Source organism: Xanthobacter nonsaccharivorans, from assembly GCF_043194755.2.
Lineage (GTDB): Bacteria > Pseudomonadota > Alphaproteobacteria > Rhizobiales > Xanthobacteraceae > Xanthobacter > Xanthobacter autotrophicus_G.
In genome coordinates, this window is sequence record NZ_CM195526.1 from 4,817,565 (window position 1) to 4,839,240 (window position 21,676).

Below are 21,676 nucleotides of genomic sequence, written 5' to 3' on the forward strand. Positions count from 1 at the left end.
CCATGAGTTTCGCGCAGCCGTCCGGCCTCAGCGGCCCCTCTCCCGTCTGGCACCCCTTCACCCAGCACGCGCTGGCTCCGGAGCCGCCCGTGGTGGTGCGCGGGCGGGGCGCCTGGCTGGAGACGGCGGAAGGCGGCCGCATCCTCGATGCCATCTCCTCCTGGTGGGTCATCACCCACGGCCACTGCCACCCGCGCATCGTCGAGGCGATCCGCGCGCAGGCCGGCCAGCTCGACCAGGTGATCTTCGCCGGCCATACCCACCCCGCGGCGGAGGCCCTGGCGCGGCGGCTGGTGCACGCGGCCCCCGAGGGGCTCGATCACGTCTTCTTCTCGGACAGCGGCTCCACGTCGGTGGAGGTGGCGCTGAAGATGGCCGCCGGCTTCTGGCGCCATTCCGGCGCGGCACGGACGCGCATCCTGGCGCTGGAGCACGGCTATCATGGCGACACCATCGGCACCATGTCGGCCGGGGCACGGGGCATCTACAACGAGGCCTACGCCCCCTTCCTGTTCGAGGTGACGCGCCTGCCCTTCCCCGAGCCTGGCCGCGAGGGCGAGACCCTCGCCGCGCTGGAGGCTGCCTGCCGCGAAGCCCCCGCCGCCTTGGTGCTCGAACCCCTGGTGCTCGGTGCCGGCGGCATGCGCATGTATCCGCCGTGGGTGCTGAGCGAGATGGCGGCCCTGTGCGCGCGCAACGGCGTGCTCCTCATCGCCGACGAGGTGATGACCGGCTTCGGGCGCACCGGAACCCTCTTCGCGTGCACCCAGGCGGGGGTGGTGCCGGACATACTGTGCCTGTCGAAGGGGCTCACGGGCGGCTCGCTACCCCTTGCGGCCACGCTCTGCCGGCGGGAGATCTTCGACGCCCATTATTCCGCCGACCGCACCCGCACCTTCTTCCATTCCAGCTCCTTCACGGCGAACCCCATTGCCTGCGCCGCCGCCCTCGCCAACCTGGACATCTGGGACGCGGAGGACGTGGCCGGCCGCGTCGCGGCCCTGGGCGCCCTCCAGGAGGAGCGCCTCGCGCCCTTCCGCGATGACCGGCGGTTCCGCCATGTCCGCCGGCTCGGCACCATCACGGCCCTCGATCTGGCGGTGGAGGACGCGGGCTACCTGGCCGGCATCGGCCCCCGCCTCGCCGCCTTGTTCCGGGAGCGGGGCCTGCTGCTGCGCCCGCTGGGCAACACCATCTACGTGCTGCCGCCTTATTGCGTCACGGCCGAAGAGCTGGACCTCGTCTATGCCGCCATCGCCGAGGCCGCCGACCTTGCGGGCGCCCCGTGAGGCGGGGGACGCGCATCGCCGGGCTCGGCCACCACGCCCCGGCGGGCCTCGTGGCCAATGCCGAGATCGAGCAGCGGCTGGGGCTGGAGGCGGGCTGGATCGAGCGGCGCACGGGCATCCGGGCGCGCCGGCATGCGGGCCCGGACGAGGCGATGAGCGACCTCGCCTGCGCGGCGGCCGAGATGGCTCTCTCCCGGTCGGACCTGCCGCGCGGTGCCATCGGCCTGACCCTGCTCGCCACCTCCACGCCCGACCACCTGCTGCCGCCCACCGCGCCGCTCCTGGCCCATCGCCTGGGGCTCACTGCCGGTGGGGCGGTGGACCTCACCGGCGCCTGCGCCGGCTTCCTCTACGCCCTCGTGCTGGCGGACGGCTTCGTGCGGGCGAGCGGGCGGCCGGCGCTGGTGGCCGCCGCCAACATCCTGTCCCGCCGCATCGATCCGGACGATCGCAACACCGCCGCCCTTTTCGCCGACGCCGCCGGCGCCGTGGTGCTCGCCCCCTCGGAGCGGCCGGACAGCGGGCTGCTCGCCTCCGCCCTTTCCGCCGACGGCGCGGGCTACGACCTCATCCAGATCCCCGGCAGCGGCACGCGCCGGGGGCCGGACGCAGCGGCCGGCACCGGGCACATGGTGATGCGCGACGGCCGGGCGGTCTTCTCCCGGGCCATCGACATGATGGCGCACGGCTGCCGCAGCGTGCTTGCGGAGACGGGCCTCGGCATGAGCGACGTGACCCATTTCGCGCCGCACCAGGCCAATGGCCGCATCGTCGCAGCCCTGGAAGAACGGCTCGCCATAACGCCGGGGCGCACGCTTTCGAGCTTCGAGGACTTCGGCAATTCGTCGGCCGCCACCATCCCCTTCACCCTGTCCCTGCGGGCCACGGAGCGGGACTACCGGGACGGCGACGTGTTGCTCATGGCCGCCGCCGGCGCGGGACTCACGGGAGGAGCGGCCCTGTTCCGATTCTGAGGGTTCCGGGGGCGGCCAGACCGGGAGCATCGCTCCGGCCCGGGCCTGGAGCGGCCTTCGGGGCGATGGTGCGGGCGGTCGGCACATAATAGTAAAATCAGGTGCAATCAAACCGCATCAGACTTATCCGCATGATGCTGTCGGAATAGGTTTTTAAGAGGTTTGTAACATCCACGAATATCGCCAGTTGTCATCTCGTATCACTCCATCTACATCCAATATGTGGATTGGAGTGTGGCTTGGTATGGCAAGGGAACTTCATCGTCTCTCGACGGTATTCGTCCGCCAGGCTCCTGCCGGCAAGTATGCCGATGGCGGCGGCCTCTGGCTCCACAAGCGCGACGGAAGCGCTGGACAATGGGTGCTCCGGATCACTGTCCACGGGCGAATGCGCTACATGGGGCTTGGGGCAATTGCCGATGTCCCCCTACGTGAAGCCAGGGACGAGGCCAATAAGTGGCGCACCGTCGTCAGGGGCGGGAGCGATCCGATAAAAGAGCGCGAGCGCCAGCGCCGTGAGAAGGAGCGGAACCTCCATCTGCTGGCGGATGTAGCCAAAGACGCATTCGAGTCGCGGAAAGCCGAGTTGAGGGGCGACGGGAAGGCTGGCCGGTGGTTCAGCCCGCTCGAACTCCATGTCCTGCCGAAGCTAGGCAAGGTTCCCGTCGCGGATATCAATCAAATCGATATCCGCGACACGTTGGCCCCGCTCTGGCATGAAAAGGCTGCCACAGCTGAAAAGGCTATCGGCCGCCTTGGCGTCGTGTTGAAGCACGCGGCGGCGCTCGGCTTGAACGTCGATTTGCAGGCCGTGGACAAGGCCCGCGCCCTTCTTGGCAGGTCCCGGCACAAGGCGGAGAACATCCCGGCGCTGTCATGGCCGGACGTGCCGGCCTTCTACAAGTCGCTGAGCGATGGCAGCGTCACGCACCTCGCGTTGCGCCTCTTGATTCTGACCGGCGTCCGCTCCCGTCCACTGCGCTTCATACACGCCGATCAGATCGACAGCGACGTGTGGACGATTCCCGCCGAACTGATGAAGGGGCGCGAGGGGGACACGTCCGAGTTTCGCGTGCCACTGTCGGGCGAGGCGCTGGCTGTGATCGAAGAAGCGCGGCGGCATGCGCGCGATGGGTTTCTTTTCCCGTCCATGCGCAAGGGCGTGATCTCAGACATGACCTTATCCCGATACATGGAGCGTCAAAAGATGGAAGCCCGTCCCCATGGCTTCCGTTCCTCACTGCGCGTCTGGCTCGCAGAGACGACGGGCGCGCCGCACGAGATTGCCGAGACGATCCTGGGGCATGTGGTGGGCGGAAAGGTCGAACGCGCCTATCGTCGGACGGACTTCCTCGAACAGCGAAGAATGCTCATGGAGCGGTGGGCAGATTTTGTCACCGGGAAGAGCGGCAAGGTAGTCCAGCTTGCGGAGGCGCGCGGCTGATGGAAACTCCCGGCACGCCATGGGATATTGAAGCGCTGGCGGTTGTGCGAGATCATGACCGATCTATGGGCAACGCTCGTGATATTGTCATTATGGACTGGCTAGCGAAGGGCGACACGCGGCCATTCGCGGACTGGATCATGTGCGGGCATGCCCCATCCCAGGAAGTGCTTATTGCGCTGGCGGTGATGATGACGCGCGCCGACAATCCAAGCTTCGACCCTGCCGGTATTGACGATCCGAAGATGCGCGAGATTGCGGATATTTTCCCGCTCGGCATCGAAGTGACCGGCAAGGGCAAAAGGACGCGCGATCCAGCAAACATCATACGCGACAAGCTCATTGCGCGGGACGTGGCGAGGGCCATGGCGCGCAATCTTTCCAGAGAAAAAGCGGTTGGACTTGTGACTGACTGGCTTGCTGAAATCGGCATTCACATGGGTACGGATGCCGTTGAGAAAGCCTACAAGACACACAAATCGGAAATCGTGGGTACGAAACCCGACCAATCTGTACCGTGATCTAAAATTTCACATCATCAAGTATCGGCGCATCGCAAATCAGTGAGGCCGATATGACCGCTTCCGAACTCACGACATCTCCCGACCCGCTGCTCAATGTGAAGGAAAGTGCCGCTCTTCTCGGCGTTTCCACCCCGACATTTTGGCGGCGCGTTGCTGATGGAACCGCACCGAAGCCTCTCAAGCTGGGCAGCCTGTCGCGTTGGCCGCGTTCCGAAATTCTTGGCGTGATCGACCGCCTCAAGGCTGCGCGAGGCATGGCCTGACACTATTGCCATCCCCACTCGCCGGGCAAAAAAGCAAATGCCCGGCCGCGTTTCAACCGGGTGCTGGCTGTGGGTGCGAGTCATTAAAGCGACATCGTCGTTGCCATAATCGCATCAATAGGCCAGCCCGCGCATGCTGCGAGGGCGTTCACGTGAAGTATATGAAGCCCGAAGGTCTTGACGTGATTATCGCCGGCGGACCTAAACATCTTGCGGTGCTCGCCGTAGCGGCCCGCTATGGTCACGTTGATATCGTAAACGACATCCAGTCGAGGAAGCCATTCGGACTTACTCGGGATGGGAGCATCCCAACAATCTTCTTGATCGGGGATGACACCGAGAAATCTCTCGGACCGAGTGGGTTCCATCGGCCGTCTCTCAAGCGGGCTATCCGCGCCTCAGAGGCGTTCGTGCTGATCTCATGCGCGCCGCTCGCCGAGGCATATGCAGCGGCCGCGCATCTCGCGGTGGACCTCCGCCAACATGCCATGATCGTCGAAACGCGCCTTGAGCACGAGGCGGATTGGTACAATCTCATTCAAAATCTCGCGCCCGGCCGTCCCATCCTGCTCGCGACCGTAAAAGGGGGGCGCGCGTGATGGCCTACACCTTCGCCGACTGGCGGGCCGGCGTGCGCCCGCCTGACGGGTGGGATTGCGCTGACGCGGTTGATGACGGTTGGACAAAATCCGACCTAGACACGTACATGAGGACCACCGCGCGTCTATGGGTGCCGCCGGCAGAGCGCGCAATCGAAGCGCGGCACATGGAGCTGTCGGGCAAGATCAAGCGGCAGACCGTGGCGCCTGCCTATGATCGGCCGGCAGAGGATCGCGCTGGCGTGCGCTCCGGCCCCGTGGGCGGCTGTCACGCTTCTCCCTCTCGGCGCTCGCCGCCGCCTGTCCAGCATTCTCGGGCGGCGGGGGATGCCGCCTTGGGCGCGCCGCTGGTTCTTGACCGTCGCGACCCACTGCAGTCCGCGCGGAAGTTGCTCGCTGATCGATACACCGAGAACGGGGTGCGCACCCTGCACCACCATCGCGGCACCTTTCACGAATGGACCGGCGTCCACTACAGGCAGGCTGATCCCGGCGCGGTGGATGCGATCATATGGACCTTCCTTGAGCACGCCATTTGCCTCACGGAAACCGATCCTGAACCTTTCCGGCCTACCCGCGCCCGCGTTGGCGATGTGCGCGCGGCCCTCGCCGCCGCGAGCAACTTGAGTGCCCACGTCGAGCCACCGGCGTGGCTCACTGAAAACGACATGCCACCGGCCATCGAGTTGCTGCCCGTGCAGAACGGCTTGCTGCATCTTTCCAGTGGGGACCTTTACCCTCCAACGCCGGAATATTTCGGCCTCAACGCCGCTGGTGTCGCCTTCGATCCGGACGCGTTGGAGCCGAAGGAGTGGCTGCGCTTCCTTGAGCAAATATGGGGTGAGGACCGACAGTCCATCGAGACCTTGCAGGACATCGCAGGCTATCTGCTCGCGCCGGACACGTCGCAACAAAAGATCATGCTCATCGTCGGGCCGAAACGTTCCGGCAAGGGAACGATAGCGCGGGTCCTCACGGGACTGCTCGGGCGGGACAGTGTGGCCGCCCCTACGCTCGCCAGCCTCGCGACGAACTTCGGTCTAGCCCCCTTGATCGGGAGGTCCGTCGCGAGCATCGGCGACGCGCGACTCAGCGCCAGGGCCGATCAGGCTGCCATCGCAGAACGGCTCCTGTCGATCTCCGGTGAGGACAGCATCACCATCGACCGCAAGTTCCTCTCGGCGTGGACGGGGCGGCTGCCCATCCGGTTCCTCATCATGACGAATGAGTTGCCCCGCCTCTCGGACGCATCAGGGGCGCTCGCCTCGCGCTTTGTGGTGCTGACCATGGAACGCTCGTTCTTCGGCAACGAAGACCGTGCCCTGGGGAACCGCCTCATGGGAGAGCTTCCAGGCATCCTGAATTGGGCGCGTGTCGGCTACCTCAGGCTTCAGAAGCGCGGCTATTTCCTCCAGCCCGACAGCGCACGCGAGGCAGTTGACGAGTTGGAAGCCCTCGGCTCACCGGTCGCCTCGTTCGTGAAGGATCGGTGCACCGTCGCCTCGGGCCTGCAATGCCCGGCCGAGCGCCTGTTCGGTGAATGGAAGCTCTGGTGCGAGGCCAGTGGGCGGCGGGAGCCAGGGACCATTTATACATTCGGGCGTGACCTGAGGGCCGTCGTTACCGGTCTTCGCGTTGTAAGGCCGAGGATCGAGGGGCACCAAACACGCTTCTATGAGGGGATCGGCATTGCTGGTGCGACCGAGCAGGATCGTTCCCGGCCATACAACGATTGGTGAGTGAGCCGCGCTGAGACGCGTCTCTCACCATTGCACGTGAAGTCAGATTAAAGAGGGTTATATAAGCCAATATAAAGCAGAAGAAAATGGGATTACAATGTACTGAAATGCGTCTCAGCGCGCCTCACCCTGCCGGCCCATGAGGACGTCATGCACTCTAAAGACCTGAACGATCCGGCCAAAGCCGAAGCCTTCCTACGCCGGAGCCTCGCCGAAGTGGAAGCCGAAATTGCCAAATGGGAAGCTCAGTTAGGGGAGGTCGACCCCAACAGCCTCGATGCCGCTCGCGCCCGGCTTCAGCTCCAGTTTCGTCACGCCGACCGCGAGCGCCTGTCCGCCGCCATGGCGACAGCGGATCGGATTAGGGCAGTTTGAAATCTGTAACTCTTGCGAAGCTTCCCGTCGAATGCACTATGCGGCGTGCCCGTGCATGAACTAGGCCGTGTACTCATAAACCCAGCGGCGTGATGCGAAGGCAATGTCCGCGTTGCCCCTATAGCCGCCGGGGTTGTGCGGCAACACAGAATGTCTCGATGCGCCAGAACCGGACACCGGGTTGCAGCCAGCAAAGCGGACATTCTTGTTGAGCATTTCCGGTTTCGGAAAGCAGCTCTCAGTCAGGTGAGATATCGGCTTCAGACCGCACTTATGCGCGCCGAGCCTTCAGCCGCCGCGCTGCTTCATCGCGCGAAATTCGCGCGGCCCGAGGCCGGTCGCCTTTCGAAAGGCGCGGGCGAAATTGGCGGGGGAGGAATATCCCAACTCTGCGGAAATATGGGTGACCGACCCGCTCGTATGGCGCAACAGCTCGGTCGCGCGCTGAACTCTGACCGCGGTCGTGAGACGACGAAAGTCCGTCCCGGCACCGTGCAGTTCCCGCTGCAACGTCCGGACGCTGGTGTCTATGGATCGGGCGATATCCTCGATCGCGACGTCGCCGGCGAGAACCTGGGTCCGGATCTGCTCGACGGCGACGCCCAGCAGGCTCCGTGGAGCGCCGCCCGGCCGGTCGCGTGCGACATCCTCCAAGGTCACGATTGGCTGCGCCGCGCGCTTTGAAGCCGCCATCAGATGGCGCCGCTCGGCGACGATGGTCACGGCTGGCGCGTTGAAGAGCACCGGGCACTGAAACACGTCCTCGAAAAGAGCCGCCTGATGCGGTGTCTCGATGTCGAGTTCTATACGCAAGGGCCGCCAGCCCTCGGGCAAATAGGCCCTGAAGAGGCTGAGCAGTTCGCCGGCTGCGGCGCTGGCCACAGCGGCGTATTCCTTGGTGCCGGCCAAGGAAGATGCGTAACTATACCGGACTTCGCCGGCAACGGTCGTGACGGACAGCTTGTCATAGGTGCTGTGATAGCGCAGCGCCTCGATGCTGCGCTTGATCGCCTGTCCGAGGGTGCCAGCGCCAAACACATAGCGTCCGAAGCTGCCATACGCTCCGGCATCCATGACGGGGGCGATCAGGAGCCGAGATTGGGCTCACCGGCTGCTTTTCCGACCGCATCGACGAAATCAACCATCGCCTGTTGCGGAATGAAACTATGGCAGCCTTCGATCAGCTCGACATCGAACCCTGCGGCACGATTGGCCCGCTTGAGCGCCCTCTCCCCGATTTCGTTGCGTACGAACGCGGGCAGGCCCTGCAGGACATGGCTGGAAATCACAGGGACTGCGGCCATGTGACGAGGGTCCCTGAACATGCCGTCGGTGGCGCAAAATGAGTGGCTTCGATATCGGCTGCCGCTTAGCGTGGCAACAGGGTCCTGCGGACAAGTCGTTGATGATTTGGCCCCGTGCGCGCAGGGGGTGTCCGTACATGGTGAATGAGCCCGCGAAGGGGACGCGAACGATGATCCGGCCAACCTTGATCGGCAGCCTTGCCTTGATGCTCGCGGCAGGCTCCGCCTACGCGCAGGTGTCCACCGAAACGGTCAAATCGTTGTCGGCGCCCTCCTCGATCGAGACCCGTGCCGGAAAGCTCGAGTTTCGCGACGGCGCGCCGACGGAAGAAACCGCGCAGAAGGTCTACGACACGCTGGACTTCACCCGCGCGCTCAACGTCTACAACAACAGCTTCCGAGGGGCGTCGGCGCTCGCCATCGTCAAGGGCTTCCAGGGAATCGGCGCCAATCCCGGCGATGTCGTCATCTTCCCCGAGCTGATGGATTCGAATTCGCTGTTCCTGACCGCGAATGCCGACACGGTCTACTACCTCACCGGCCTCGACCTGAGCAAAGGCCCCATGGTGATCGAGCAGCCGTCGAACGCCATCGGCACGATCAACGACATGTGGTTCTCCTGGATCATCGACATCGGCGCGCCGGGGCCGGACCGCGGGCTCGGCGGGAAGTATCTGGTCGTGGGGCCCGACTATAAGGGGCCGCTGCCTGAGGGCGGCTACTTCGTCGCCCGTTCGAAGACGAATTTCGCGCTTTATGCCGCGCGTGCGAACCTGGTGGACAACGATCCGAAGCCGGCCGTCGACAACATCAAGCGCACCATGAAGGTCTATCCCTACCAACCAGGTGCTTTCGGCTCCAGCATTGCCCAGGCCCTCGATGGTACGGTGCGCATCGCCGGCGAGCCGAAGATTCCGGAAACGAAGTTCATCGAGGCGTCCGGACGCGCGTTCAACACGATCCCGCCCAGCGACTTCGGCTTCTTCGAGCTGATCAACGAGAACGTCCAGAACGAGCCCGCCACCAGCTACGACGTGGAGCTGACCGGCCAGCTCGCCGCCATCGGGATCGTGCACGGCAAGCCGTTCCAGCCGGACGAGCGGATGAGGAAGATCCTGTCCGAAGCCGCCGCGGTCGGCCAGGCGACGGGCCGGGCGCTCAACTGGCGCTTTGCGCTGAAGCACCCGGATTGGGCCTATTATGAAGGCTCCCATTGGGGCAGCATGCTGTGGGAAGGCGGCGCCTTCTTCGAGACGCCCCCGCCCGTATTCGAGAAGGGTATCTTCAAGCCCCTCCCGCCGACCGGCGCCCGCACCCTCGATTCACGCACCGCCTTCTACTACGGCTACACGCTCGACTCGCCGGGCATGATCATGCGGATCCCCGGCGTGGGCTCGCAATATCTGATGGGTTTCCTTGATTCCGCCGGCAAGCCGTTCGACGGCGCGAAGACCTACAAGGTGAGCCTGCCCAAGGATATTCCGGCGGCGGCATTCTGGTCTTTCACGCTCTACGACAACCAGACGCGCTCGATGCTGCAGACGCCACAGAAGTATCCGCGCGCCGGCAGCCAGAGCTACCCCTCGCCTGCGGCGGAAGCGGCCAGCGATGGCACCACCGCAGTTTATTTCGGTCCCGTCCAGCCGAAGGGCGTCGCGCGCGGCAACTGGATCCAAACCGATCCCCAAAAAGGTTGGTTCACGATTCTTCGCCTCTACAGCCCGCTCCCGTCGTTCTTCGAGAAGAGCTGGCGCCCGAGCGAGATCGAACCGGTCGAGTGACCCCATCCGGAGCGGACGGCGGCGCGTATCGAGGGAGCGCCGCGCTTGCGCCAAGACAAGACATTGGCTCATTGCCGGATAGCGGACGGTTGGCTTTGCGCCCCAAGAAACGACATTAGATCCCTGCTTGACAGCAGCGCCGACAAGCCGACATCCAGTTGAATGTTCTAAATCCCGGCTGATCATGTCATGCTGGTGCACCAAGCTGGCGCGGTGGCATTGATCCGTCTTGAGGGTATTAGTGAGATGGGGGCAGTTTCCGCAGCAGAACTAGCTAAGATTGTATACCTTGATCCCCGGGCCGTAGACGGCCGCTCTCTATTGATGATGCCCCTCTGGGATGGGTTCACATGGCATCTGTGGACCGAGGCACCTCCCGGTTCGATCATCAAACTTCAGGTCGTCGATGCCATTCATTCCAACTACGTTGCCAAACAGCCTGCTCACGAGACGGATATTTGGATAGAATTCGTCGATCATATGTGGCAGCGGGCAAGTTGGCCTGAGGTCAGTCAGATCATCCTTGGCATTCAAGATGACTTCCATCTGCTCGCAACAAGTGTTGCAAAGCTTCGCCACTTCTTCGACACCCGGGACAAAATCGGCCAGACGCTTATCAGTTCGTTCGTTAAGACCGAACTGGAATATCTCATTACGGTCGCGAGATCAGTGTTCGATTTGCTTCAGGAAGCTCTAGCCGCCATTTGGAACAACCGGGTCAACTTGCTCGACGCGGCGCAAGAAGCGATCAGAAAACGGCACAAGCTACCCGATAAGTTTACGAAGATGGCTATTCAGGGACGTGAAACAGCTAGGCCGATCGAGGAACTGACAGGCCAATATGCGATACCGCCTGTCCTGGCGGAGCAATATCATCGCTTTGCGCCATTCTACGTATCTCTCCTGAAGGCGCGCGACAAGATCATTCACGGTGGCGGGAGTGTTGAAACAATTTTCGTCACCGAAAAGGGCTTTTGCGTTGATCGTAATGCAAAGACCTTCGCGGATTTCGAATGGAAGCCTGACCATAATTACAATGACACGCTGGTATCGTTGCTGCCATGGGTCGCTCACGTTGTATTTGGGACCATCCAAGCCTGCAACCACGTTATGGGCGCTTTCGCCTCCGTGATCTCGATGCCGCCTGAAATTGCGCCGGGTTATCACGTCTTCATTCGCGATCCGGCGAATGGTGCGCTCAGCCAACTCGCCAATGCCGTCAATGGAAACCTTGTCTGGTGGTCAGACACGATGCCAAGCTCGTAGATGACTGTTGACCTAACGAGAGCGCTTGCCTGATCCCTATGTCAAACCGGCCTTTCCGCTCCCGGCCCCAAGTCGGACGCTCGCCAGCGCGCAGCCAACATAACTGGAAGCGGACGCTCCCGATGTCCACCTTGGGTCGTCCGCACGGGCGCTGCGGCCGCCTGCGCCAATCGCGGAACTTGGATTCGCTCCAGATTCCGCACCTTCAGACCGAGGCTTCGGCTACACCCAGCTTTCTTCTCCACCACTCGTTCGCGCTCTCGACGAGCTCCGTCACGAGCCACAACGTGCCGTCGGGCGATGTTTCCACCATCACCTCGACTCCGTTTATTGGCCACCCACAACGAAGGTTCCCCACCTCGACCTCTTGAGTACCGAGGTCTTCGTACCTGATGCCCGGACCACTGCGGATGACGTGCTTGGTCGCGTTAGCGATGTCGTTCACTTGACCAACCGCCCAATTTTCCCTGCGCGAACTGAGCCTGAGCTCTTTGACGCTCGACTTGGTCTCCGACGCCTCTGCCGTCGCGTGCACATAGTGTTCGGCTAACGCCGAAAGGCAGAGACAAGCCAAACATGCGAGCCGTTTGTCGCTCGGATCAGCGAAGAATTCGGTCACGGTTGGTTCGACTATCTGCTGGTAAAACTCGATTGCTACCGCTGGTGAGTCCATGAGCCCTCCTACTCGCTATTCATTTTATAATATCGACCCGATCTGTGACCGCTGCCAAGTGGGTTCGCTCATACGCCATGCGGGCTTCGGCGAAGGCCCATGAGTCGAGCTCACTGGCCTTTGGTATAATTTGCGTGGTGGGAGGTGGTACGGCTCGCGTCAGTTGTGAAAGTTGGCCGCCGTCCGAAGAGCAGACCTTTGCAGCGAACCAAAAGGACATGCGTGATTGGGGGAGTTGCAATACATCCAGGGCGCGCGCACCCATGATGCAGCACGACTTGTATGCGGTCACCCCTGCGGCAGAATGAGATCAGGCTTCGTCCCTGAGCAGTTCTAGCAAGCGCGACCGGACCGGCACCGTGGCGCCCATCCAGACGTCGAAAGCAAAGGGGCTGATCGGCGCATCCTGGGATTTCCTCAACTCTTGTCGACACCAGGCGGACAATTCGCCGCCTATGCCACGCGAGCCGGCGAGCAGCGAGGCAAAGCTCATGCGGACTGGCGGAACGCTTGCGTCGCTCGAAAGCTGAGACATAAGCGCGGCGGCGACCTCGTCGTCACCCCGGATCCGACGGCTCATCGTCGGGAGCCAGAAAGGGATGGCGTCCCAATATCCGCCGCGCATTTCGGTTGCTGCCGCGCCGAGATTGCGCAGGACGGCGGCACACTTCGATTTCGTCGCGACCACCTTGAAGATCGATGCGTGGTCGAGGTGCCGCTGATGCTGCTCGGGATCGTTCACAAGCTTCTGGAAGATTTCTTCCAGCAAGTCTGAATCGGGCCAGCCGTCGCAAAGGGCGGCAAGAGGGCCGGACCAAATCCCGTGTTCGAGCATTCGCGCAAGTTCATCCAGAACCCCAGGATCGCCGGTGAACGCGTTGGCCAGCAGTTCGGCGGCGGTGAGTTCCATTTGTCGGGTCGTCCAGTTATCACCGTGTCCGGCGATCACCATGAGGCATCGGTCCATCAGCGACCGTGACTTCGGCTGGTTGGTGGCCATGAAGCGCAACGAAGCGGACGTCTGTTTTCCCGCCGCCCAGGCCTGAGCATCGACGATCTCAAGTGCTTTGCGAAGGCTGGGCGTCCGGTCTGCGTACTCTGAGAAGCGCTCGATGAATTGGCCCGGCTCAAAACTAAGGGCTTCCTGGATCTGCTCGATGGAAAAGGCCTGCTCGACGCGGTTCCAGTTGGCCGCTAGAGCCTCATAGGCGAGCCTGTTTTCCTGCAGCCGATCGGTCATCCCGATGTGAAAGAACGTTTCCCCCGCCATCACTTCAGCGGGCAGATGGGGCCAACCCGCGATGATCGACGCCGTGAAGGCGCCCAGCCGGCGACCGTCCATCCGTGGGCCAATGGCCCTGAGTTCACGGCCAAGATACGCCTTGTATTGGGGCGTGAGTTCGTCCCGGGCCGCACGAGTTCGAGCTATTGCGATCGCCGACGCCACGACGACGCCCCGGGCGACCTCATCTTGTCCGGCGGCCAAGAGGTCGCGGGCGAATGCGTCGTCGACTGCCCGCGCCTGCAATAGTGGCGTCAAGACGACACGCAGGGGAGTGGAAAGCGGCGCCACGACCTCCAGGATCGCTCTTCGGACCGGCTCGTGGTGCCCCATTAAGAGGGTGATCACGCTGGTGAGGCCGATGGCGTGGCGGAGCGCTTTCACGGCAAACGCCACGACTCTCGGGTCATTCGGTGCCGCTTCGATGAGGCGCATGGCCGTCAGGCTGTTCACGAAGAAGTCGCCAAAGAGGTCCATCTTCAGGATATCCCCGAGGATGCTCGAGTCCTCGTCAATGGCGTCGATCGCCTTCAGGCCCTTTAGGGCCATGTCGCCCCGCATTCGGACGTTGGTGGCGGCCTCGGAGACCATCTGGCGCAAGAGGGGCTTGGCGGCTTCCGCGCCGAGGATCTCGGGCAACCGGTCGGCCACGCCGCTCATCGTCTCCAAGTCCCAGTCCGCGACGCGGCGCAATGCGGTTGCGATATCAGGGTCGTCCATGCCCCAGAGATCGAGCAGCGCATCGACGGTCCAGAAGATCAGGTATTCAGGCTTCTTGAGGGTGGCGGTCAGCGCGGCCTTCAGGGCCGGTGTTGGGAAAATGGCGGCCGCGCGGGCCAGTTCGTAGGGTTGATCCCGTTCTTGCGCCCACGTATCGACCAATGCCGCCATCTCAGGATGACCTCGGAAATTCCGGGCCAGATCCTCGAAGAACTCATGCCGGTCCAACCCGCCGAAGCGATCCGGCAAGTCCTGGCGCAGCTGGGCGGCAACCTCATCGTCTTGTGGATACATCGCGGCTAGAGCGCGCAGCACCGCTTGACCGTTTCCCTCTCCGTTCCGCTGCGCCGACAATAGGATTTGCTTGACCGTTTCGTTGCCAGACCACCCGAGTGCAAGCACGGCCAAGTAGTCATCGAGCGCAACCCATTCCCGAGCTGTGACCTGCTCCAACAAGCGATCACGATCAGAATCACGGACGTCTCTGAGAACGACACGCGCGCGAATACCGATTAGGAACAAGACCGGATCGTCCGCTTCAGCGCAGGCGTCGACCGCCGCCTTGGTCGATGGCGTCTTCGGCCAACCGTTCGCCAGCGCCCAGACCGCCGCGGCGGCCACTCCCGGCGCGGACGTGGTCTGCGCGAGCTTGAGGATACGCGCGCGCCAATCGTCGTTGCCGGCGCACCGCGCAGCGAGTCCAGCGGCCGCGTTCATGCGCAGGTTGGCATCATCATCCTGCAACACGCGCCAGAGCACCTGATCGACGGCAGGATCCTCAGGCCATGCCGCGATCAGCTTGATGGCGTCACGGCGATTGAAGTCTGACCAGGCCGGGAACCAGGTGGAGAGGCGCGGCCGCACCAGGTTGGCGGTCTGCTCGTTCGAGAGCCCGGCGACCACGCGCCGGAGAATTTCCGCTCGCTCGGAAAGGTCGGGTCCCGTCTCCACCAGCTCGCAGAACGACTCGGCCAAACGTTGCGTAAGGGCGATCGGGCGGCGTGCGTCACTGAAGGTGATATCGGCCAGCAGTAGCGTCACGGACCAATCGGCCGGGGTCGCGGCATCGCGCGCGGCTTCCAGCGCCTCCACTAAGATCTGGACTTCGGTAGCCCGGGGTGCCGCTTCCACCACGAAGAGGAGGACGTCTCGCCAGCGCGGATCTGTGGCCCACGCGCCCATAATGGCGACCTGCTCGTCCAGAGAGAGGCCAGTGATATGCTGGGCGGCTAGAAACTCCTGGAAGGCACGATGCAGGAAACCGATCTCCTCCGGCGACTTCCGAACCAAGATGCCCAACGCTTCCTCGCCGACTGCTAGGAGCCTCCGGGCGCGAGCCTCCGCGTCGTGGGGCTGAAGAGCAAGGTCCGCAACCAGGAAGTTGTGACAAATCTGGCGGGCAGCCCCAAGCCGAACCGCATCCAGGCTGCTGTCCGACGTCGGGTTGGCCTGTACGGCATAGGCGAGACCAGCGAGGACTTTCTCCCGCGTCGCCGGATCGAGATCGTCGGCCTGCTCTGCGGCCATCGCGGCGCGCCCGCGCGCCATCGGATGGCTCTCCAGCATGCGGCTACAGAGCTCCCGATACGACCGGTAGCGGCTTCGGGGGAGCGCCGCGCCGGAAATCGAGAGCGCCAGCAATCCGGCCAGCAGCAAGGGCACTTCTGCAAGGGGCACGATCTGTGGCGACCGATGGATATCGGCGACGAGAGTCTCTGCACGTTCGCGGGCCCGGGCTGGTGCTGCGGTCAGATCGGTGGGGGCTGGCAGCAGGTGTTGCAGCCAGGCCGACACGAAATCGACCTGTTGCGAGATCGAGAAAGGGGCCATCTCGAAGCGTGCCCAGGTCGTGTCCAGGCTGGCGAGCAATCGCGCGCCATAGGGCCGGCTGGTGACGACGACCGGTAGCTTGCGCACGCCCACGAAGGTCTGCAGTAAGGTGACTGCCGTGGCGGCCGAAGTCTCGTCCACCCATTCGTCAATGCCGTCGACTAACAACAAGGTTCGCTGGTCTTCGATCGCGCGCAGGAGCAGCGGAACGAGCTCTGGCTCGCCGTGGGCCTCAAGCCAGTCCGTGACCACCCCCTGAACCGAAACCTGCGCACCGGCCTGCACACGCTTGATCTGACGGGTCCAGAACGGAAACGAGATCCACACCGGCAGGGCCGCGGGGAACTGTTCGCGCAGGCCGCCGAGGCGCGGCGAGTCCGAGAGCATGTCAAGGGCGAGGAACCGCAACAGTGTGCTTTTCCCGGCGCCGGGTGGGCCGACGACGACAGCTCGGTCAAGATCCCGCGACCAAGTCTCCAACGACACCGTGCGGGGATCGCGACGCTGGGTCAGGATGATGCTCGGTGCGGAAGGGTCGGCGAACCATGAGGAGCCGGATTTTGTGTCTGTCTTCGGCGCCTGAATGACTGTCGTCGTCCAGCCCTCGCTACCCTGTTCGGCCGAGGACACAAGATCTGGCGGGATGAACCGAGCGGCCAGGGCCAATGGCGGCCGCAACGCTACCGTCGTTGCCGCAGCGGCTCGGATGACTCCCGGATCGACGGCCGCGAAGTGCTCGGCATAGAGGCGCCCCAGCCGTTGCTTCAGATCGCTGAACTCATGGCCGTCGAGTCGCTCGCCTAACTTGCTCGCCGCGTCCTCGCCGCAGAAGGCCGTCACCCATCCACGCCCGAAGAAGTCATCGACCAGGTCAGAATGGTCCTTCATTGCCTCGGACAGCTTGGCTTCATCGCGCGTGTCGAAGACGATGTTCTTCTCGCGCAGACGGGCCGCCTGCGCCTCAATCGCATCGGTGACGTCCGTCTCGGTCAGCGATGCGGAAGTGCACAGCACGAAGCGCGTTGACCGTTGGGCCCAGCTCCCCGCGAGGAATTTGTCGACCGCCTGCTTCACCTTCGCGGGGCTGAAGGTCCTGTGGCGCTTCGACTGCCAGACTACATAGCCGTCCGGCGCAGCTTGCCGCACCAGGATGTCGATGCCGCCCTGGGATTGGCCGGCCGTCCCATACAGCTGCCAATGTTCTGGATCGCCATCCAACCGGGCCAACCGCAGGCAGAGGCGCTCGAAGTCCTGCCAGGACAGTTCGCCGAAAGGCAGCAGCTGACGACGCGTCACCACCGGGGGCGCGACCTTCGGCTCAGGGGCGTCGAGCAGCCAAAGCGGCTTGTCGACGACGGTTAGCAGCGCAGCGGAGGGCATGTTCGGACCCAGACTACCATAGGGGAAACGCCGCGACAGTTCGGAGTCTTAGGACCGGCGCCGCGGGCTTAGACACAGTCGCGGAGAACAAGTCGGCGTGGACGGACGTCAGGTCAAGCCGACACTCGCTGCCGGAGCGATGAATGGTAGACGCGGTGAATTCAGAATTTAACGGGCGCGGAAATGGACCTTCTCAAAGCCGCTGTAGAGTCAGCCCTCTGCTCACGGCGGAGTTTGAGTGGACGCCTGAAAGCGGAACGTCTGAGAGTCCGCTATGGGTCATTTCGACAATTTCGGCGAGGATTGTTGGTTGGTTGATGTCCACTCCTGTCCGTATGCGCCGTACCAGGACCGGGCCAGGAGCGTTGCGGTTAGCCCGGCGCCGTGATTCAAGCTCCAAACTGGGGGCTCGAATCGTGCGCTACGAACTCCCCGATCATGAATGGACTGCCATTAAGCCGATGCCGCCGAACAAGCCGCGTGGCGTTCCTCGTGTAACTTGCATCGATTGGGCTGCGGCTGCGCGTTAATGAGCCGCGTCCTAGCTTGCAAACCGACGCGCCCGCCGATCGTAAATACGGCTTACAACGTACATAATAGATGCAATCCCGATACCAATTAGACCAAAATCGATAGCCATTTCCAAAAAGAAATCCAGAGCAGCTCCGGGATTTTTATATATTGCGCGCAACACACCGTCGCCGCCTGACCACAAACTCAACCAAACTAGCACATTGATCGCTGACAATAATGTAGATATGAAAATTATAAATGGGAACCCCAGGATTCCGACCACCCATCCAGGCGACAATATTCTTGCAAACCGCCAAGCCGCGACGCCAGCGACGAATGCCAACAGGGCATTCATCATTAACAAATTGCTAACAAGATATTGATCATACGTCATAAGTCCCCCCCAGCAATAATTTGCGTGAACTCAGGCAACGCAGTGCCCGCGCGAATAGCCAGTGCGCTCTACACCTACAATTCAATGCATGGCTGTTTTCCCGGCCATTGAGTCCAGACGCTATCGGGGGGCTGACCTGCGAACCCATCCAGAGGCATCCCATGATATCGCTATAGTTGCCGTCCGAGCGCCGTGCGTTCGGCTCCAGCAGCTCTGTACGCAGTCCCGTTTAGACGAGCGCCGATGACGTGTTGAGATAATCACATCGCCGACATGAAAACAGAAATGTTGCAAAATTCGCAACAAAATCAGGTATTTACATTGGTGGATCGGCATGGCATTTAGGGAATAAGAATTGGGATTTCAAATGTAGATGCCGGACGATCGGAAACGCGGGGGAAAACGCGAAGGTGCGGGGCGTCCGAAGGGTAGCCTCAACAAGCGCTCGATCGAGGCGATAGAAGCCGTTGTCGCGAAGTACCCGGATTGGACGCCGTTGCTCCACTTTGCAACAGTCGCAAATGACACGTCGATGCCCGCTGATATTCGCCTTGATGCAGCAAAGGCGGCAGCTCCATTTTTCCATCCGCGTCCCAAGAGTGTCGAGCTTGATCCTGATGCCCTTGTGACGCTGGAAGGCCGTATTGCGGCCGCTCGCGCCTCGGCCACGTTGAAGGAGACGGGTGAGCATTTGGGTGGCCTGGGAGATCGGCTGCTTAGAGCGATGGCGCGCGCTGATGATCTCTTGCCGTCCGTCACCGTGGTAGATCGCGGCGATTAAGCCAAGCACCCGATTTGCGGATATCGTCATCAGCATCGCCCTCTCTCGAACTACGGCACGCGGCTCCGCTTTTGGCGGATCTGCGAGAATACATATTATAGTTGATAATCCAAGCCACGGCGAATTGCCATCCCTGTCCGCATGGATATGCGGAAGCTGGTTGGCCGGAATTTCGCGCGCCTGCGTCATGAGAGGGGTCTCACCCAGGAGGACGTTGAGGCCCGTTCTGGATTCAGTCAGCAATATCTGAGCGGGCTTGAACAAGGTCGGCGCAATCCAACCGTCATCACCCTGTACGAGCTATCTCAAGCGCTGGGTGTCACGCCCATGGATTTGATTCGCTCTGACGACTGCACAGGGTAGAGCGGCCGTGGGTCACGATAGAGTGGCCAGAAATCATTGAGCTGGCTATCGCGCCCCCTGGCTCCCCACCTTCGCTTTGATGAAATAGCCCCTAAACAGCTAGGTATGCCCGGGCCATTTTCGACAGTCTGCCCCTACCGCTGATGGCCATGGTGGCGGCAGCGGGCTGAACCCTAACGACCCGCCCCGTCCCCTACAATGTATGACGACCTGCTCGGCCCTCGCCATAAGACGAGGCTCCAACGCCCTTGCAAATGTGGATGCAGGTGTGGATTGCGACCTCTCCGAATCCGCTAACTATATGATAAAAAATAGATATTTTTATAAGAATGGTGCGGGCGGTCGGACTCGAACCGACATATCCGTAAGGACGGCGGATTTTGAATCCGCTGCGTCTACCAATTCCGCCACGCCCGCACATGGCCGCCAATTCTAACCTCCACGCTCTGCACCTATTCTGCACCTAGCGTTCTTTGAGGTTTCCTCGGCAACCTTCCTCGTACCCCATCAACCAATTGGCCTAAAACAGACTTTAAACACGTCGCGATATTCCGTCGCATGGTAGACAAACCACTTTTTGAGTCCGCTGCGTCTACCAATTCCGCCACGCCCGCATTCCGGCGGATTGCTATAGCCGCAAAGGGCCGTCGGCAGCAACGGGGGAATGGCGCTGTCCCCGGCCGCCAGGGCAGCAGCCCGGCCTCAGGCCCCGCGGAGCAGAAGATCGCGCGCCCAGGTCGCCGGCAGGCGGACCACGCTGCGGATGGCGGCGCGCGGCAAGGCGATTGCCCGGCGGGCGGATGTTTCCTCCGGCACGAGGGCTTCGAGGAAGGCCTCCGCCCAGTGGTCGATGTCCCTGGCCTCGAGCACCCGCATCATGCGGGAATGCCGCTCGCGCCGCTCGGCGAGGGGCATCTCCAGGGCGCGCTTGAGGGCAGCAGCCATGCTTTCCGTGTCGTGCGGGTTCACCAGCAGGGCGCCAGCCCCCAGCTCCGCCGCAGCCCCGGCGAATTGCGACAGCACCAGCACGCCGGGATCACAGGGGTCCTGCGCCGCCACGAACTCCTTCGCGACGAGGTTCATGCCGTCGCGCAGGGGTGTCACCATCGCCGCGTCCGCCACCCGGTAGAAACCGGCCAGCGCCGAACGGGAATAGGTGCGGTTCACATAGCGCAGGGGCGTCCAGGTCACGTCGCTGTAGGCGCCGTTGATCTGGCCCGCCTTGTGGGACACGTCGCGGTCCATCTCCTGATATTCGGGCACGTCGGTGCGGCTCTTGGGCGTGATCTGCACGTAGGAGACGCGATCATGCCACTCGGGCACGGTGCGCAGGAAATGCTCGTAGGCATCGAACCGGTTGGGGATGCCCTTGGAATAATCGAGCCGGTCGACACCGATGATCAGCTTGCGGTCCGACAGGCTCTCGCGGAAGGCCTTGACGTAGCGGGTCCGGTGCGCGTGCCGGGCCCGCCGCGCAAAGGCCGCCGTTTCGATGGCGACCGGGAAGGTGCCGAGCGTCACCTGTCGCCCGCCGATGTCGCAGCCGGTGCCGTCCGGGGTGATCCTGCCGCCCGAGAATTCGAGATAGCGGGCGAAATTGTCCCGGTCGCCGTCGGTCTGGAAGCCGACCAGATCGTAATGGGCGAGCGCGCCCACCGTCTGCGCATGCTGCGGCACCGCCTGGATGATGTCCGCCGGCGGCATGGGAATGTGCAGGAAGAAGCCCATGCGGTTCATGTGCCCGCGCTCGCGCAGGTGCCGGGCGAGCGGCATCATGTGATAGTCGTGGATCCACACGATGTCGTCCGGCTTCAGGATGCGGGCGAGATGATCGGCGAACATCCGGTTGACACGCATGTAGCCGGAGAGGTCCGCCCGGCTGAATTCCGCGAGGTCCGCCCGATAATGCAGCACCGGCCACAGCACCCGGTTGGCGAAGCCATTGTAATATTCCTGGTAGTCCTCGCCGGTGAGGTCGATCACGGCATAGGTAATGCCGGCCCGGTGCGTCACCTCCGGCGCATCGGACGGCTCGGGCGCCACCCGGCCGCTCCAGCCGAACCAGATCCCGCCTTTGTCCTTCAGCGCCGCATTGACCGCCACCGCCAGCCCGCCGGCGCTGCCGCCGGACTTCTGCGGCAGCGCCACCCTGTTGGATACGACCACGATGCGAGACACGAGG

18 protein-coding genes and 1 tRNA gene are annotated in these 21,676 nt (G+C 62.8%); 12 read left to right on the forward strand and 7 right to left on the reverse strand.

The genetic code is table 11. The annotated features are described in order from the left end of the window. Nucleotides 1-2 precede the first annotated feature (2 nt). The 8 genes from V5F59_RS21995 to V5F59_RS22030 all read left to right on the forward strand — a co-directional run bounded on the left by V5F59_RS21995 (nt 3) and on the right by V5F59_RS22030 (nt 7,207). Nucleotides 3-1,289, forward strand: coding sequence for an adenosylmethionine--8-amino-7-oxononanoate transaminase (locus V5F59_RS21995; protein ID WP_393980769.1), 1,287 nt, complete (start codon nt 3-5; stop codon nt 1,287-1,289). Further along, complete coding sequence (locus V5F59_RS22000) at nt 1,286-2,263, forward strand: beta-ketoacyl-ACP synthase III (protein ID WP_393980767.1); 978 nt, start codon at nt 1,286-1,288, stop codon at nt 2,261-2,263. Before V5F59_RS21995 ends, V5F59_RS22000 begins: the two co-directional genes overlap by 4 nt. A 244-nt stretch (nt 2,264-2,507) precedes the next feature. Next, nucleotides 2,508-3,707, forward strand: coding sequence for a tyrosine-type recombinase/integrase (locus V5F59_RS22005; RefSeq protein ID WP_393980765.1), 1,200 nt, complete (start codon nt 2,508-2,510; stop codon nt 3,705-3,707). Beyond that, nucleotides 3,707-4,228, forward strand: a complete 522-nt coding sequence (locus V5F59_RS22010) for a hypothetical protein (RefSeq protein WP_393980763.1) — start codon at nt 3,707-3,709, stop codon at nt 4,226-4,228. The genes V5F59_RS22005 and V5F59_RS22010 overlap by 1 nt, the downstream gene beginning before the upstream one ends. A gap of 53 nt (nt 4,229-4,281) precedes the next feature. After that, a complete protein-coding gene (locus tag V5F59_RS22015; protein WP_393980761.1) occupies nt 4,282-4,494 on the forward strand; it encodes a helix-turn-helix transcriptional regulator in 213 nt (70 codons plus the stop codon). Nucleotides 4,495-4,655: 161 nt separating this feature from the next. Then, nucleotides 4,656-5,093 (forward strand): hypothetical protein, encoded by a 438-nt coding sequence (locus V5F59_RS22020; protein WP_393980759.1) that lies wholly within the window; start codon nt 4,656-4,658, stop codon nt 5,091-5,093. Next, nucleotides 5,093-6,832, forward strand: a complete 1,740-nt coding sequence (locus V5F59_RS22025) for a DNA primase family protein (RefSeq protein ID WP_393980757.1) — start codon at nt 5,093-5,095, stop codon at nt 6,830-6,832. Before V5F59_RS22020 ends, V5F59_RS22025 begins: the two co-directional genes overlap by 1 nt. A gap of 150 nt (nt 6,833-6,982) precedes the next feature. Continuing rightward, nucleotides 6,983-7,207, forward strand: a complete 225-nt coding sequence (locus V5F59_RS22030) for a hypothetical protein (RefSeq protein ID WP_393980755.1) — start codon at nt 6,983-6,985, stop codon at nt 7,205-7,207. A gap of 288 nt (nt 7,208-7,495) precedes the next feature. Here V5F59_RS22030 and V5F59_RS22035 read toward each other — a convergent pair whose 3' ends face one another. Together V5F59_RS22035 and V5F59_RS22040 are read right to left on the reverse strand one after the other, a co-directional pair. Continuing rightward, nucleotides 7,496-8,281 carry an AraC family transcriptional regulator ligand-binding domain-containing protein gene (locus V5F59_RS22035; RefSeq protein ID WP_393980753.1) on the reverse strand — a complete coding sequence of 262 codons (786 nt, stop codon included), beginning with the start codon at nt 8,279-8,281 and terminating at the stop codon, nt 7,496-7,498. Nucleotides 8,282-8,292: 11 nt separating this feature from the next. Next, a complete protein-coding gene (locus tag V5F59_RS22040; RefSeq protein WP_393980751.1) occupies nt 8,293-8,511 on the reverse strand; it encodes a hypothetical protein in 219 nt (72 codons plus the stop codon). 170 nt (nt 8,512-8,681) lie between these two features. Between V5F59_RS22040 and V5F59_RS22045 the strand changes: the two genes are divergently transcribed. Continuing rightward, entirely contained in the window at nt 8,682-10,292 is a 1,611-nt protein-coding gene (locus tag V5F59_RS22045) for a DUF1254 domain-containing protein (RefSeq protein WP_393981175.1), read from the forward strand. Nucleotides 10,293-10,481: 189 nt separating this feature from the next. Further along, on the forward strand, nt 10,482-11,558 hold the full coding sequence (locus V5F59_RS22050) for a hypothetical protein (protein ID WP_393980749.1): 1,077 nt from the start codon (nt 10,482-10,484) through the stop codon (nt 11,556-11,558). Nucleotides 11,559-11,763: 205 nt separating this feature from the next. Here V5F59_RS22050 and V5F59_RS22055 read toward each other — a convergent pair whose 3' ends face one another. From V5F59_RS22055 to V5F59_RS22065, 3 genes are all read right to left on the reverse strand, one after another. After that, nucleotides 11,764-12,231, reverse strand: a complete 468-nt coding sequence (locus tag V5F59_RS22055) for a hypothetical protein (RefSeq protein WP_393980747.1) — start codon at nt 12,229-12,231, stop codon at nt 11,764-11,766. A gap of 310 nt (nt 12,232-12,541) precedes the next feature. Further along, nucleotides 12,542-17,443: an NACHT domain-containing protein gene (locus V5F59_RS22060; protein ID WP_393980745.1), complete on the reverse strand. Its 4,902-nt coding sequence runs from the start codon at nt 17,441-17,443 to the stop codon at nt 12,542-12,544. A 541-nt stretch (nt 17,444-17,984) separates the two neighbouring features. Next, the gene (locus tag V5F59_RS22065; RefSeq protein WP_393980743.1) at nt 17,985-18,350 is read right to left on the reverse strand and encodes a hypothetical protein; all 366 of its coding nucleotides are present in this window, start codon (nt 18,348-18,350) and stop codon (nt 17,985-17,987) included. Between the two features lie 373 nt (nt 18,351-18,723). On the opposite strand from V5F59_RS22065, the gene V5F59_RS22070 reads away from it, so the two are divergent. Continuing rightward, nucleotides 18,724-19,131 carry a hypothetical protein gene (locus tag V5F59_RS22070; RefSeq protein ID WP_393980741.1) on the forward strand — a complete coding sequence of 136 codons (408 nt, stop codon included), beginning with the start codon at nt 18,724-18,726 and terminating at the stop codon, nt 19,129-19,131. 141 nt (nt 19,132-19,272) lie between these two features. Beyond that, nucleotides 19,273-19,494, forward strand: coding sequence for a helix-turn-helix domain-containing protein (locus tag V5F59_RS22075; protein ID WP_393980739.1), 222 nt, complete (start codon nt 19,273-19,275; stop codon nt 19,492-19,494). A 330-nt stretch (nt 19,495-19,824) separates the two neighbouring features. Here the strand turns inward: V5F59_RS22075 and V5F59_RS22080 are convergent. Then, a tRNA-Leu gene (locus V5F59_RS22080) sits at nt 19,825-19,911 on the reverse strand. Between the two features lie 285 nt (nt 19,912-20,196). Continuing rightward, nucleotides 20,197-21,672 carry an alpha,alpha-trehalose-phosphate synthase (UDP-forming) gene (gene otsA, locus V5F59_RS22085; RefSeq protein ID WP_393980737.1) on the reverse strand — a complete coding sequence of 492 codons (1,476 nt, stop codon included), beginning with the start codon at nt 21,670-21,672 and terminating at the stop codon, nt 20,197-20,199. Nucleotides 21,673-21,676 lie beyond the last annotated feature (4 nt).

Coding starts and splice junctions, on each gene's coding strand:
- V5F59_RS21995 (WP_393980769.1), top strand. CDS start 3: ATGAGTTTCGCGCAGCCGTCCGGCCTCAGCGGCCCCTCTCCCGTCTGG.
- V5F59_RS22005 (WP_393980765.1), top strand. CDS start 2,508: ATGGCAAGGGAACTTCATCGTCTCTCGACGGTATTCGTCCGCCAGGCT.
- V5F59_RS22010 (WP_393980763.1), top strand. CDS start 3,707: ATGGAAACTCCCGGCACGCCATGGGATATTGAAGCGCTGGCGGTTGTG.
- V5F59_RS22015 (WP_393980761.1), top strand. CDS start 4,282: ATGACCGCTTCCGAACTCACGACATCTCCCGACCCGCTGCTCAATGTG.
- V5F59_RS22020 (WP_393980759.1), top strand. CDS start 4,656: ATGAAGCCCGAAGGTCTTGACGTGATTATCGCCGGCGGACCTAAACAT.
- V5F59_RS22025 (WP_393980757.1), top strand. CDS start 5,093: ATGGCCTACACCTTCGCCGACTGGCGGGCCGGCGTGCGCCCGCCTGAC.
- V5F59_RS22030 (WP_393980755.1), top strand. CDS start 6,983: ATGCACTCTAAAGACCTGAACGATCCGGCCAAAGCCGAAGCCTTCCTA.
- V5F59_RS22035 (WP_393980753.1), bottom strand. CDS start 8,281: ATGGATGCCGGAGCGTATGGCAGCTTCGGACGCTATGTGTTTGGCGCT.
- V5F59_RS22040 (WP_393980751.1), bottom strand. CDS start 8,511: ATGGCCGCAGTCCCTGTGATTTCCAGCCATGTCCTGCAGGGCCTGCCC.
- V5F59_RS22045 (WP_393981175.1), top strand. CDS start 8,682: ATGATCCGGCCAACCTTGATCGGCAGCCTTGCCTTGATGCTCGCGGCA.
- V5F59_RS22050 (WP_393980749.1), top strand. CDS start 10,482: ATGCTGGTGCACCAAGCTGGCGCGGTGGCATTGATCCGTCTTGAGGGT.
- V5F59_RS22055 (WP_393980747.1), bottom strand. CDS start 12,231: ATGGACTCACCAGCGGTAGCAATCGAGTTTTACCAGCAGATAGTCGAA.
- V5F59_RS22060 (WP_393980745.1), bottom strand. CDS start 17,443: ATGCCCTCCGCTGCGCTGCTAACCGTCGTCGACAAGCCGCTTTGGCTG.
- V5F59_RS22065 (WP_393980743.1), bottom strand. CDS start 18,350: ATGACGTATGATCAATATCTTGTTAGCAATTTGTTAATGATGAATGCC.
- V5F59_RS22070 (WP_393980741.1), top strand. CDS start 18,724: ATGCCGGACGATCGGAAACGCGGGGGAAAACGCGAAGGTGCGGGGCGT.
- V5F59_RS22075 (WP_393980739.1), top strand. CDS start 19,273: ATGGATATGCGGAAGCTGGTTGGCCGGAATTTCGCGCGCCTGCGTCAT.